The organism is Paraburkholderia sp. GAS42, assembly GCF_050436565.1.
In the GTDB taxonomy this organism is placed as follows: Bacteria; Pseudomonadota; Gammaproteobacteria; order Burkholderiales; family Burkholderiaceae; genus Paraburkholderia.
In genome coordinates this window covers 19559-33146 of sequence record NZ_JBNDML010000008.1, presented here as the reverse complement: position 1 = coordinate 33146, position 13588 = coordinate 19559, and the positions used below count along the sequence as shown (strand labels likewise).

11 protein-coding genes are annotated in these 13588 nt (G+C 62.0%); 5 read left to right on the top strand and 6 right to left on the bottom strand.

All coding sequences use genetic code 11. The features are described 5' to 3' along the window. Positions 1–216: 216 nt before the first annotated feature. From icd to P3T16_RS13910, 3 genes are all read left to right on the top strand, one after another. Complete coding sequence (gene icd / locus P3T16_RS13920; protein ID WP_429254602.1) at positions 217–1473, top strand: NADP-dependent isocitrate dehydrogenase; 1257 nt, start codon at positions 217–219, stop codon at positions 1471–1473. Further along, complete coding sequence (locus tag P3T16_RS13915) at positions 1434–2018, top strand: hypothetical protein (protein ID WP_429342860.1); 585 nt, start codon at positions 1434–1436, stop codon at positions 2016–2018. Before icd ends, P3T16_RS13915 begins: the two co-directional genes overlap by 40 nt. Before the next feature lie 137 nt (positions 2019–2155). Further along, on the top strand, positions 2156–3790 hold the full coding sequence (locus tag P3T16_RS13910) for a multicopper oxidase family protein (protein WP_429342729.1): 1635 nt from the start codon (positions 2156–2158) through the stop codon (positions 3788–3790). A gap of 100 nt (positions 3791–3890) precedes the next feature. On the opposite strand, the gene cspD is transcribed toward P3T16_RS13910, so the two are convergent. Next, the gene (cspD, locus tag P3T16_RS13905; RefSeq protein WP_017776809.1) at positions 3891–4097 is read right to left on the bottom strand and encodes a cold shock domain-containing protein CspD; all 207 of its coding nucleotides are present in this window, start codon (positions 4095–4097) and stop codon (positions 3891–3893) included. Positions 4098–4633: 536 nt separating this feature from the next. On the opposite strand from cspD, the gene clpS reads away from it, so the two are divergent. Beyond that, complete coding sequence (gene clpS, locus P3T16_RS13900) at positions 4634–4948, top strand: ATP-dependent Clp protease adapter ClpS (RefSeq protein WP_228875618.1); 315 nt, start codon at positions 4634–4636, stop codon at positions 4946–4948. Further along, a complete protein-coding gene (clpA, locus tag P3T16_RS13895) occupies positions 4945–7242 on the top strand; it encodes an ATP-dependent Clp protease ATP-binding subunit ClpA (protein WP_429254600.1) in 2298 nt (765 codons plus the stop codon). Before clpS ends, clpA begins: the two co-directional genes overlap by 4 nt. Positions 7243–7325: 83 nt before the next feature. On the opposite strand, the gene dut is transcribed toward clpA, so the two are convergent. The 5 genes from dut to ileS all read right to left on the bottom strand — a co-directional run bounded on the left by dut (position 7326) and on the right by ileS (position 13490). Next, positions 7326–7772 carry a dUTP diphosphatase gene (gene dut, locus P3T16_RS13890; RefSeq protein ID WP_429342728.1) on the bottom strand — a complete coding sequence of 149 codons (447 nt, stop codon included), beginning with the start codon at positions 7770–7772 and terminating at the stop codon, positions 7326–7328. Between the two features lie 27 nt (positions 7773–7799). Further along, positions 7800–8801: an LLM class flavin-dependent oxidoreductase gene (locus P3T16_RS13885; protein WP_429342727.1), complete on the bottom strand. Its 1002-nt coding sequence runs from the start codon at positions 8799–8801 to the stop codon at positions 7800–7802. A gap of 44 nt (positions 8802–8845) precedes the next feature. After that, entirely contained in the window at positions 8846–10060 is a 1215-nt protein-coding gene (coaBC, locus tag P3T16_RS13880) for a bifunctional phosphopantothenoylcysteine decarboxylase/phosphopantothenate--cysteine ligase CoaBC (protein ID WP_429254597.1), read from the bottom strand. 89 nt (positions 10061–10149) lie between these two features. Next, the gene (gene lspA, locus P3T16_RS13875) at positions 10150–10653 is read right to left on the bottom strand and encodes a signal peptidase II (protein ID WP_429254596.1); all 504 of its coding nucleotides are present in this window, start codon (positions 10651–10653) and stop codon (positions 10150–10152) included. Continuing rightward, positions 10653–13490: an isoleucine--tRNA ligase gene (ileS, locus tag P3T16_RS13870; RefSeq protein WP_429342726.1), complete on the bottom strand. Its 2838-nt coding sequence runs from the start codon at positions 13488–13490 to the stop codon at positions 10653–10655. Before ileS ends, lspA begins: the two co-directional genes overlap by 1 nt. Positions 13491–13588: the final 98 nt, after the last annotated feature.

The window sequence follows — 13588 nt, the reverse complement described above, 5'->3', positions numbered from 1 at the left end:
GGGGGCACCACTCCAGCTACATTCGTGTTGCCCGGTTTCGCCACGCGTTCTCGCCGTCATATCCCGGCCGTGCGTGCAGGGCAGCGTGGGCTAGAATAACTGCCTGGCCGCTTGCAGGCGTCCGGCATTGCGCGTAGCGAGGAGCGCCCGGTTTCGCAGTCCCCATCAGCTTCCAATCGCTGTTTCTACCAGCACAGCTATCACTGGAGTCCGATCATGCCGTATCAGCACATCAAGGTTCCGACGGGCGGTGACAAGATCACTGTCAACGCGGATTACTCGCTCAACGTGTCCGACCAGCCAATCATTCCTTTCATCGAAGGTGACGGCACCGGCGTCGACATCACGCCGGTGATGATCAAGGTCGTCGACGCAGCGGTCGAGAAAGCGTATGCGGGCAAGAAGAAAATTCACTGGATGGAAATCTACGCGGGCGAGAAGGCGACGCGCGTGTACGGCCCGGATGTGTGGCTGCCGGAAGAAACGTTCGAAGTGTTGAAGGAGTACGTCGTCTCGATCAAGGGACCGCTGACGACGCCGGTCGGGGGCGGCATCCGTTCGCTGAACGTGGCGTTGCGTCAGGAACTCGACCTGTACGTGTGCCTGCGCCCGGTGCAGTACTTCAAGGGCGTGCCTTCGCCGGTGCGTGAGCCGGAGAAGACCAACATGGTGATCTTCCGCGAGAACTCGGAAGATATCTACGCCGGCATCGAATGGGCGGCGGAATCGGCAGAAGCGAAAAAGGTCATCAAGTTCCTGCGCGAAGAAATGGGCGTGAAGAAGATCCGCTTCCCGGACACGTCGGGTATCGGCATCAAGCCGGTGTCGCGCGAAGGCACGGAGCGCCTGGTTCGAAAGGCGATCCAGTACGCGATCGACAACGATCGCCGCTCGGTGACGCTGGTCCACAAGGGCAACATCATGAAGTACACGGAAGGCGCATTCCGTGACTACGGTTACGCGCTGGCGCAGAAGGAATTCGGCGGGGAGCTGATCGACGGCGGTCCGTGGATGAAGGTCAAGAACCCGAAGACGGGCGGCGACATCGTCGTGAAGGACGTGATCGCCGATGCGTTCCTGCAGCAGATCCTGCTGCGTCCGGCTGAGTACGACGTGATCGCCACGCTGAACCTGAACGGCGACTATGTGTCGGACGCGCTCGCGGCGCAGGTCGGCGGTATCGGCATCGCGCCGGGCGCGAACATGTCGGATTCGGTCGCGATGTTCGAAGCGACGCACGGCACGGCGCCGAAGTACGCAGGCAAGGATTACGTGAACCCGGGTTCGGAAATCCTGTCGGCGGAAATGATGCTGCGCCACATGGGCTGGACCGAAGCGGCGGATGTGATCATCGCAGCAATGGAAAAATCGATTCTGCAAAAGCGCGTGACGTATGACTTTGCGCGTCTGATGGAAGGCGCGACGCAGGTGTCGTGTTCGGGCTTTGGTCAGGTGCTGATCGAGAATATGTAAGCGTCTCTTCGCTGTTCCGAAGAAACCCGCGAAAAACCCCGGCGTACACGTTGTGTCGCCGGGGTTTTTCAATGGCGCGTGTTCTTGTTGCGTCGTGTCAATATCCAGACGGTTGCGCCATCGCTTGCGCTATCATCGTTCGCATGTCGGTTCTTCGTGGCGTATTCCCTGCCATCCGTTTCGCAATGACCTCGCTGTGGCGTCTCTTTATCGTGCTGTCTCTTGCCTTGCTCACCGCGCAGGGCGCGTTCGCAAACGAGCATGCCGCGCAGCGAGCGGCCGCCGGTCAAATGATGCAGCTGGACGCAGCGAACGCCGCGGCAGATGCGCCGTCACATTGCGCCGATATGGCCGCGTCGCGCGAACCATGTCGTCACGATCATTCCATCTGCTGTATGGCGACCTGCGGCGTGCATTGCGCCGCGCTGTTCGTCACATTCCGTTTCGAACCTCGTGTACCTGATGCGCTGTTGCCCCGTCCTTTACCGGAACCGCGGCACGAAGGCGTCACCCATGTGCCACCGTTGCGTCCACCGATAGCCTGATCGTTCCAGCTCGCACGTACTTCCAGTGCGAAGAAATATCGATGACCCGCGAGCTTGCTCCTACGCCCGGGCCATCGCACGATCACGCGCGAGCGGGCCGCGCCTTGCGCCCGTTCGCTCGCAACAAGGAAACCAACATGATTCGCAGGCAATTTCTCGCCCGCTCGCTGAGCGCCGCCGTTGCGTCGCTGTTCGCGCGCGACGTCTTCGCGCAGCACGCTGGCCATTCGATGCAGGGCATGGAAGACATGGAGGGCATGGACGACATGTCGGGCATGTCCGGCATGCAGCACGCAAAGCCGTCGCTCAAAGCGCCGCCTCAGGGCGCACTCGCTCCCGCCGACGCGCTTCCTGCCGGCGCGCCGCTGCCCGACCTCCGCAGGCTCGCGAACGCGGGCAGCGAGGCCGGCACGTTCCGCGCGACGCTTGTCGCCGAGCCCACGCAGCACAGGTTGCTCGCGGGCCGGTCGACCACCTTCTGGCAATACAACGGATCGGGGGCGGGCAGCGCACAGGACCCGGTCACCGGCCCGCTGATCGACGTCCGCGAAGGCGATACCGTCGAAATCCGCTTCATCAACCGCCTGCCGCAGCCGTCGACGATTCACTGGCACGGCCTGCCGGTCCCGCCGGATCAGGACGGCAACCCGTCCGCGATGATCGCGCCCGGCGCCACCCATGTGTACCGCTTCACCTTGCCGCCGGGCAGCGCGGGCACGTACTGGTATCACCCGCATCCGCACATGATGTCGGCGGAGCAGGTGTTTCGCGGGCTCGCCGGACCGATCATCGTTCGCGCCGCCGACGATCCGCTCGCCGGCTTCCCCGAGCGTCATCTGTTTTTCTCCGACCTGAAACTGGCCACCGACGGCTCGATTCCCGCGAACGACATGATGGACTGGATGAACGGCCGCGAAGGGCAGTTCGTGCTGGTGAACGGCGCACGCCGTCCGCGCATCACTGTGAAGGAGGATGAGCGCTGGCGTCTGTGGAATGCGTGCAGTGCCCGCTATCTGAGATTTTCGCTCGGAGAACAGCAGCGCTTCGTTCAGGTCGGCACGGATGGCGGCCTGCTGGAAAAGCCACGCGAAGGTCTGACCGAACTGCTGCTCGCGCCCGGCGAGCGCGCGGAAGTGATCGTGCGCGCCGGCGGCGCGCCTTCGCAGGCGACGCTCACCGCCGATGTCTACGACCGCCGCAAGATGGCGATGTCCCACGGCAGCCTGCCGCCCGATCCGGCGCACGCGCTCGCCGACGTCACCTTCCAGCCGCACACCGATGCCCGCGCCGGGTCCAGCGCACGTTCAGTTCCTGCAACGTTGCGGACCATCGTGCCGTTTCCTGCACCAGTCGCGCAGAAGTCGGTGATTTTCTCAGAAGCCATGGACATGGCTGCGATGCACCGTCCTGGCGCATCCGTCCACGGCATGCCGGCCGGCATGCGCTTCATGATCAACGGCGCCGGGTTCGATCCGAAGCGCGTCACGCTGACAAGCCGGCGCGACGAAGTCGAGCAATGGACGATCGAGAACCGCACGGACATGGACCACCCGTTCCATCTGCATGGCACGCAGTTTCAGGTGATAGGGCGGGAGCGGGGCGGCGTGAAGACGCCCGAGCCATATCTGGCATGGCGCGACACGGTGAATGTCCAGCCGGATGAGATCGTGCGCATCGCCACGGTCCAGACGATGGCAGGCGAGCGGATGTTCCATTGCCACATCCTCGAACACGAGGATCTCGGCATGATGGGCACGCTCAAGGTGACCTGATCAACGCCATCGCCACGGCGGGACGTCGAACAACAGCAAGGCCCGAAACGAAAAAACCCGGCGCGAAGCCGGGTTTTCAGGGTCCGGGTATCGAACAGAATCAGGCGGCAGCCTGGATATTCGATGCCTGTTTGCCTTTGGGGCCTTGCACGACCTCGAAGCTTACTTTCTGGCCTTCCTTGAGCGTTTTGAAACCGTTCATCTGGATAGCCGAAAAGTGTGCAAACAGATCCTCACCGCCTTCGTCGGGCGTAATGAATCCGAAACCTTTCGCGTCATTGAACCATTTGACCGTACCAGTTGCCATGCCAACTTCCCCTGTAACTCATGTTCCTGCCACGAGCCCCTCGAAAAGCTTAACGACCGCAGTTGCTGTCGCTCCTCGTTACAAGCTCACCACGGCATTTTTCCGTTATTCCGGCTGGGTGGAAAAAAGTGCCAGCTTGATTGTTGAGGCTCTTAATTCGACTGTCAAGAAAATTTTGAGACGGCCGTAGACACGTTGTAAAGACCCAATTTCCAGGGTTTTTCCTTCTTTTCTTATGTGCGGTGGCGCAAGCGGCGCATCTTGAAAAGACGCATAATCGACTCACATGAGGTTCAGACCAGACGAGCATCGCGGTCGTCTCCAGCCTGATCGGGTGGGTTGTGCGATACTCGTTTCGACTGCAGTTTTTCGGGATGGGTTTCAGGTCAGTCCCGTGAGCCGGATCCGCAATCGGCTCGGTGCAGAACTCACGCGTGACAAGGCTGTACGGTCAGGCGGTGGCGAACCGATCGCCGACCAGCCGGTCGGGTTTTGGCAGGATTGCGGGCCTGCCCGGGTTGTTTAGAATTGGATGTATGGCGATTATCCCGGACAAGCAGGACGGCACCGTACTGGAGCGGCAGGAACAGAAGCTGAAACCGCCGGCCATGTATAAGGTGGTGCTGCTGAATGACGACTTCACGCCGATGGAATTCGTCGTGATGGTCGTGCAGGAGTATTTCAATAAAGATCGTGAGACCGCAACGCAGGTCATGTTGAAGGTGCATCGCGAAGGTCGGGGGGTTTGTGGGGTCTACACGCGGGACATCGCGTCGACCAAGGTCGAGCAAGTCGTTACCCACGCACGGCAGGCCGGGCATCCGCTGCAGTGTGTGATGGAGGAAGCATGATTGCCCAGGAACTGGAAGTCAGCCTGCACATGGCGTTCATGGAAGCACGCCAGGCACGGCACGAGTTCATCACGGTCGAACATCTTTTACTGGCCCTGTTGGACAATCCGACGGCAGCAGAAGTGTTGCGCGCATGCGCGGCCAATATCGAAGACCTGCGTCAGAACCTGCGCAACTTCATTCATGACAACACGCCGACCGTGCCAGGCACGGACGACGTCGATACGCAGCCGACCCTCGGCTTCCAGCGCGTGATCCAGCGCGCAATCATGCATGTTCAGTCGACATCGAACGGCAAGAAGGAAGTCACCGGCGCGAACGTTCTCGTCGCGATTTTCGGCGAGAAGGATTCGCACGCGGTCTACTACCTGCAGCAGCAGGGCGTGACACGTCTGGACGTGGTGAACTTCATCTCGCACGGCATCGCGAAGACGAACAGCACCGACGCCGCGAAAGCGAGCGACGCCAGCGCCGAGTCTGACGAAGCCGCTGCGCAGAAGGAAACCCCGCTTGCACAGTTCACGCAGAACCTGAACCAGATGGCGAAAGACGGCCGCATCGATCCACTGATCGGACGCGAGTCGGAAGTCGAGCGTGTGGTGCAGGTGCTGTGCCGTCGTCGCAAGAACAATCCGCTACTGGTCGGTGAGGCTGGCGTCGGCAAGACGGCGATCGCCGAAGGCCTCGCCTGGCGCATCACGCGCGGCGAAGTGCCGGACATTCTTGCGGATGCGCAGGTGTATTCGCTCGACATGGGCGCGCTGCTCGCCGGCACGAAGTATCGCGGTGACTTCGAACAGCGCCTGAAGACGGTCCTCAAGGAATTGAAGGAACGCCCGCACGCGATTCTCTTCATCGACGAAATTCATACGCTGATCGGCGCAGGTGCTGCGTCGGGCGGTACGCTGGATGCTTCGAATCTGCTGAAGCCGGCGCTCTCGTCGGGCACGCTGAAGTGCATCGGCGCGACCACGTTCACGGAATATCGCGGCATCTTCGAAAAGGACGCGGCACTGTCGCGCCGTTTCCAGAAGATCGATGTCACCGAGCCGACCGTCGAACAGACGGTGGCGATCCTGCGCGGCCTCAAGTCGCGCTTCGAAGAACATCACGGCGTGAAGTATTCATCGGGCGCGCTGTCGGCGGCGGCTGAACTGTCGGCACGCTTCATCACGGATCGTCATCTGCCGGACAAGGCGATCGACGTGATCGACGAAGCGGGCGCGGCGCAACGTATCCTGCCGAAGTCGAAGCAGAAGAAGACGATCGGCAAGGGCGAGATCGAGGAAATCATCTCGAAGATCGCACGCGTGCCGGCGCAAAGTGTTTCGCAGGACGATCGCAGCAAGCTGCAAACGCTCGATCGCGATCTGAAGAGCGTCGTCTTCGGGCAAGACCCGGCGATCGATGCGCTTTCCGCCTCGATCAAGATGGCGCGCGCTGGCCTTGGCAAACTGGACAAGCCGATTGGCGCGTTCCTGTTCTCTGGCCCGACTGGCGTCGGCAAGACCGAAGTGGCGCGGCAGCTCGCGTTCACGCTCGGCATCGAGCTGATCCGTTTCGACATGTCGGAGTACATGGAACGTCATGCGGTGAGCCGGTTGATCGGCGCGCCGCCGGGCTATGTCGGTTTCGATCAGGGCGGCCTGCTCACCGAAGCTGTCACGAAGAAGCCGCATTGCGTGCTGCTGCTCGACGAAATCGAGAAGGCGCATCCGGACATCTACAACGTGCTGCTGCAGGTGATGGACCACGGCACGCTGACGGACAACAACGGTCGCAAGGCAGACTTCCGCAACGTCATTATCATCATGACGACGAATGCGGGCGCTGAGTCGATGAACAAGTCGACGATCGGTTTCACGACGCGCCGCGAAACCGGCGACGAAATGGTCGATATCAAGCGCATGTTCACGCCGGAGTTCCGTAACCGTCTGGATGCGACGATCAGCTTCCGCTCGCTCGATGAAGAAATCATCATGCGCGTGGTCGACAAGTTCCTGATGCAACTCGAAGACCAGCTGCACGAGAAGAAGGTCGACGCGCTCTTCACCGACGCGCTGCGCAAGCATCTCGCGAAGCACGGTTTCGATCCACTGATGGGTGCACGTCCGATGCAGCGTCTGATCCAGGACACGATCCGTCGTGCACTGGCTGATGAACTGCTGTTCGGCAAGCTGATGAGTGGTGGCCGTGTGACGGTCGACGTCGATGCTGAAGACAAGGTGCAGTTGACCTTCGACGAACAGCCGGCGCCGCGCAATCCGAATCCGGAAGCGATCGAAGTCGAGTAAGTTTTTCGCTGTACGTGAAAGCAGAACGGTGCGGGCTAAAACCCGCGCCGTTCTGCTTTTTGCGTTTGCTGTTTCGACCGAAGCTAGTGCTTGCCCGTGCTGCCAAACCCACCGTCGCCGCGCACGCTTTCTTCGAAGTCGTCGACGATATTGAACTCGGCCTGCACGACCGGCACGATGACGAGTTGCGCGAGGCGTTCCATCGGATTCAGCGTGAACTCGTTCTGGCCGCGGTTCCACGTCGAGATCATCAACTGGCCCTGATAGTCCGAGTCGATCAGCCCGACGAGATTCCCCAGCACGATGCCGTGTTTGTGACCAAGCCCTGAGCGCGGCAGGATCAGCGCCGCATAACCCGGATCGCCGACGTGGATCGCCAGACCTGTCGGCACCAGAGCGGTTTCGCCGGGCTTCAGCGTCAGCGGTTCATCGAGGCAGGCGCGCAGGTCGAGGCCCGCGCTGCCGGTTGTCGCGTAAGCGGGCAGCTGTTCGCGCATGCGCGCGTCGAGAATCTTCAGGTCGAGTTTCATGCAGGTTCGGTGTGAATTGAAAAAACCTCAGCGTGCCAGCTGGAACGCGTCGGCGAGGAGTTCGTAAGAGCGAAGCCGCGCACGGTAACTGCCCGCGACGGTAAGAACGATCAGTTCGTCGGCCTGGAACTGCGCCTGCACGGCGAGCATCCGTTCCGTGACGGTTTCGGGTGTGCCGATGATGCTGCGCGGTTTCTCGCGGTCGATCACCAGCTGTTCGCGTTCGCCGTATTCCTGCGCGAGCCCCTGCTCGATCGACGGGATCGGCGCGTTCAATCCATACGCCATCTGCACGCGACGCAGGTCCACGGCTTTTTCGAGGTCGGCGGCTTCCTGTTCAGTGTCCGCGCAGATCACGAACATCGCGGCGGCGAGATACGGCTTCGCCTCGTTGCCGGCCGTAAAGCGTTCGCGATAGACCTGTGCAACCTGACGACCGAAGTGCGCGTTGATGAAGTGCGCGAACGAAAAACGCAGGCCCAGTTGCGCCGCGAGCATGCCGCCGAAGTCACTCGAACCCAGCACCCATAATTGCGGCCGGGTTTCGACTGCCGGTTGTAGCAGCACATCATGCGCGATGTGTTCCGACGACAGCGTGCCGTTCATCAGCCCGACGAGATCGGCGACCTGCTGCGGAAAAATATCGCCGCGGTTGTACGTGCCCGCGGCAACGGCCTGCGCGGTGCGCATGTCGCCGCCGGGCGCGCGGCCCACACCGAGATCGATCCGGTTCGGAAAGAGCGCTTCGAGCATCAGGAACTGCTCAGCAATCTTGAACGGGCTGTAGTACGGCAGCATGATGCCGCCGGAGCCGAGGCGGATGCGCTTTGTCATACTACCGAGTCGCGCGAGCATGACCTCGGGGCAGGGGTTCGAAACGCCGCGCAGGCCGTGATGTTCGGCGCACCAGTAGCGCGTGTAGCCGAGATCGTCGGCGAGTTGTGAGAGTTCGACGGTGGCGGCGACCGCGTCGGCTACCGAATACCCGTCGATCACGGGCGTTTGATCGAGCACGGAAAGTAGCGTCATGGCAGTACCGCTCCGGTTCAATATTTAATGCAACGCGCGCGACGTTACGGGATCAGGCGCGTGTCCGGCAGGCGCTTCGCAATTTCAGCGATCAACGCGCGCGCGAGCGTCTGCTTGTCCGCGCGCGGCAGTTTTGTTGTGCCTTTGCCTTCGAAGAGAATGACTTCGTTGTCGTCGAGGCCGAAGGTCAGTGGACCGAGATTGCCGATCAGCAAAGGCACGTTCTTGCGAACGCGCTTCTCTTCGCCGTGTACTTCGAGGTCGCCGCTTTCCGCCGCGAAGCCAACGCAGTAGGGCGGATGCGGCAGCTTCGCCACCGACGCCAGAATGTCCGGGTTCTCGACGAAGGTGAACGTGGGCAACGACTTGTCCGCGTTCTTCTTGATCTTGTGTTCGCTGACGTGATCGATGCGCCAGTCGGCAACCGCCGCGACGCCGATGAAGATGTCGTAGTCGGGCACCGCGCGCATCACGGCGTCGTGCATCTGCTGCGCGGTCTGCACATCTTCACGATACACGCCCCACGGCGTTTCCAGCGAAACCGGGCCGGCGACGAGGTGGACGTCAGCGCCAGCCTGCTGTGCGGCGCGGGCGAGCGCGAAGCCCATCTTGCCGCTCGAACGGTTCGTGATACCGCGTACGGGATCGAGTGGTTCGAACGTCGGCCCGGCGGTCAGCAGCACGCGGCGGCCGGCGAGAATTTTCGGTGTAAAGAACGACGCGATCGCATCGTATGTCGCTCCAGGTTCAAGCATGCGGCCGTCGCCCGTTTCGCCGCATGCCTGAGCGCCCGAATCCGGCCCGAGTACTTCGATGCCATCGGCACGCAGTTGCGCGACGTTACGTTGCGTCGCCGGATTCATCCACATCTGACGGTTCATCGCAGGCACGACGAGCAGCGGGCAATCGCGCGCGACGCACAATGTGGACAGCAGATCGTCGGCCATGCCGTGCGCGAGCTTCGCGAGAAAATCCGTCGAAGCAGGCGCGATCACGATGGCATCCGCTTCGCGCGACAGATCGATGTGCGGCATGTTGTTGTCGATGCGCGTATCCCACTGGCTCGTGTAGACGGGCCGGCCGGACAGCGCCTGCATCGTGACGGGCGTGATGAACTGCGTCGCCGCTTCGGTCATCGCGACCTGCACGGTCGCGCCGGCTTTCGTCAGGAGGCGCGTGAGTTCAGCGATCTTGTAGCAGGCGATGCCGCCTGTCATGCCGAGGACGAGATGTTTTCCAGCGAGTTCTGCGGTTGCCAACGCGAGCCTCCGACAAAGCATGATGGCCGGCGCACATGACGTCGCCGACCTTTGTACCCATCAACACTCGCGCCGCCAGACGCGAACGCTCAACGCGCGCCGCGCACCCGCCGCAGCTCGTCGAACACGAGCAGCGCCGCACCGATCGTGATCGCGCTGTCGGCGAGATTGAACGCCGGCCAGTGCCACGCGCGCACGTGAAAATCGAGGAAATCGATCACGTGGCCGTACGCGATCCGGTCGATCACATTACCCAGCGCGCCACCGAGAATGAGCGCCAGCGCCGTGCAGAAGAGCCGCTGGTTACCGTGGCGCTTCAGCAGATAGCAGATCACCAGCGCCGCGATCACGCCCAGCGCCGTGAACGCCCAGCGCTGCCAGCCGCCCGCTGCCGCGAGGAAGCTGAACGCCGCGCCGCGGTTGTACACGAGCACGAGGTTGAAGAACGGCGTCAACGCGACCGACTGTCCGTACGCGAACACCTTCGCAATCGCGATCTTCGACAGCTGGTCGAACAGAATGACGATCAGTGCAACGCCCAGCCACGGCAGCAGCGACGAGCCGCCAGCAGGTTTCGACATGGTTCTGGCCATTATGCCGCGCTCCTTGCTTCACCGCTGCCGAAGAGGTTGCTGAAGCAGCGGCCGCACAGCGTCGGATGCCCCGAATGAGCGCCGACGTCCGCGCGATAGTGCCAGCAGCGTTCGCACTTCAGATACTTCGACGCGATCACTTCGACGCCTTCTTGCTCGGAGGTTTCGACCTTCACCACCGTCGCCGTCGACGTGATCAGCACGAACTTCAGATCGTCGCCAAGGCTGGCCAACGCGTTGTAACGCGCGTCGCTCGCGCGGATTTCCACTTCGGCCTGCAACGACGAACCGATCAGGTTCGCGACGCGCGCTTCTTCCAGCGCCTTCGTCACGTTGCCGCGGACTTCGCGCAGCAGCGTCCACTTGTCGACGAGCGCGGCGGATTGCGGCACGTCCGGATAGGCGTGATACGTCTCGGTGAAGATCGTTTCGCCGGCAGGCTGGAACACCTTCCATGCTTCTTCGGCGGTGAACGACAGGAACGGCGCCATCAGACGCAGCAGGCCGTGCGCGATGTGATACAGCGCGGTCTGTGCCGAACGGCGCGCGACCGAATCGGCCGCCGTCGTGTACAGACGGTCCTTCAGCACGTCGAGATAGAAGCCGCCGAGATCTTCCGAGCAGAACGTCTGCAGCTTCGCGACGACAGGGTGGAACTCGTACTTCTCGTAATGCGCGAGCACGTCGGCCTGCAGGCCGGCCGTCATCGCAACCGCGTAGCGGTCGATTTCGAGCCAGTCGCTAACCGGGCGCGCGTCTTTCGCGAAGTCGAAGTCCGACAGGTTCGCGAGCAGGAAGCGCAGCGTGTTGCGGATGCGTCGATAGCCTTCCGTCACGCGCTTCAGGATTTCCTCGGAGATTGCGAGTTCGCCCGAATAGTCGGTCGAGGCGATCCACAGACGGATGATCTCCGCGCCCAGCCGGTTCGCCACTTCATGCGGATCGATGCCGTTGCCGAGCGACTTGCTCATCTTGCGGCCTTCGCCATCGACCGTGAAGCCGTGCGTCAGGAGCGCGTTGTACGGCGGACGGCCGTCGAGCATTGAAGCCGTCAGGAGTGACGAGTGGAACCAGCCGCGATGCTGGTCCGAGCCTTCGAGATACAGGTCGGCCGGGAATTGCAGCTCATCCTTGTGCGAGCCGCGCAGCACGTGCCAGTGCGTCGTGCCGGAATCGAACCAGACGTCGAGCGTGTCGCGATTCTTTTCGTACATGTTGGCGTCGTCGCCGAGCAGTTCGCGCGGGTCGAGCGACTGCCATGTTTCGATGCCGCCCTGTTCAACGCGCTGTGCAACCTGTTCGAGCAGTTCCAGTGTGCGCGGGTGAAGTTCACCCGTTTCCTTATGGACGAAGAACGCCATCGGCACGCCCCATTGACGTTGACGCGACAGCGTCCAGTCCGGGCGATTCGCGATCATGCTGAAGAGGCGCTGCTTGCCCCACGACGGATAGAACGCCGTCGCTTCGATACCTTCGAGCGCGGTTTCGCGCAGGGTTTTATCCGTGTCCTTCGGCTTGACGTCCATGCCGGCGAACCACTGCGACGTCGCGCGATAGATGATCGGCGTCTTGTGGCGCCAGCAATGCATGTAACTGTGCGTGTACTTCTCGCTGCGCAGAAGCGAACCGGCCGCGTCCAGCGCCGCGACGATTTTCGGATTCGCGGCCCAGATCGACAGCCCGCCGAAGAGCGCGAGCGATTCGATGTAACGGCCATCGCCCATCACGGGGCTGATGATGTCGGAATCGGCCATGCCGTGCGACTTGCACGACACGAAGTCTTCCACGCCATACGCCGGCGACGAGTGCACGATGCCCGTGCCGGTTTCCGTCGTCACGTAGTCGCCGAGGTAAACCGGCGACGTGCGGCGGTAATCCGGATGCGCGGACGCGAGCGGATGATGGAAGCGCACATTCGCGAGGTTCGCACCCGGCGCAGTTGCGACGACATGGCCATCCAGAGCGTACTGCTTCAGGCAGGCTTCGACGCGTTCTTCTGCGAGAATCAGCAGACCACGGGGTGTATCGACCAGCGCGTACGTGATCTCCGGATGAACGTTGAGCGCCTGGTTGGCGGGGATAGTCCACGGCGTCGTCGTCCAGATGACGATGCCGCCTTCGCTGCGCGGCAGCGACTTGAGGCCGAACGCGTGCGCGGTTTTCTCCGGCTCGGCGAAACTGAAGAGAACATCGATCGTCGGGTCGGTCTTGTCGTTGTATTCGACTTCCGCTTCGGCCAGCGCCGAGCCGCAGTCGAAACACCAGTTCACCGGCTTCAGACCGCGGAACACGTAGCCCTTCTCGATGATCTTCGCGAGCGCGCGGATTTCGCCGGCTTCGTTGGTGAAGTTCATCGTCCTGTACGGGTTGTCCCAGTCGCCGAGCACACCCAGACGCCGGAAGCCCAGCTTCTGCTTCTCGATCTGCTCGCCCGCGTAGGCGCGCGCCTTCTGCATCACCTCGATAGCCGGCAGCGACTTGCCGAACTGCTTTTCGATCTGGATTTCGATCGGCATGCCGTGGCAATCCCAGCCCGGCACATAGACCGCGTCGAAGCCTGCGAGATTGCGCGCCTTGACGATCATGTCCTTCAGGATCTTGTTCACCGCGTGGCCGAGGTGGATGTCGCCGTTCGCATACGGCGGGCCGTCGTGCAGGATGAACTTTGTTCTGCCCTTGCTGGCGGCGCGGATCTTTTCGTAGATCTTGCGTTCCTGCCATTCCTTGACCCATTGGGGTTCGCGTTTGGGCAGGTCGCCGCGCATCGGGAACGGCGTGTCGAGCAGGTTGACCGGGTAGCGGGACTGCGGTTTCGAATCGGCTTTCTTGTTGCTCATGATCAGGTCGCGGTGAATGCTGTGTATCGCGGAGTACGCGGGGCGTGGCGCGCTTCAGGCAGGCTGGTCGCATGGGCGACTGGCGCTGTCCGGTGCGC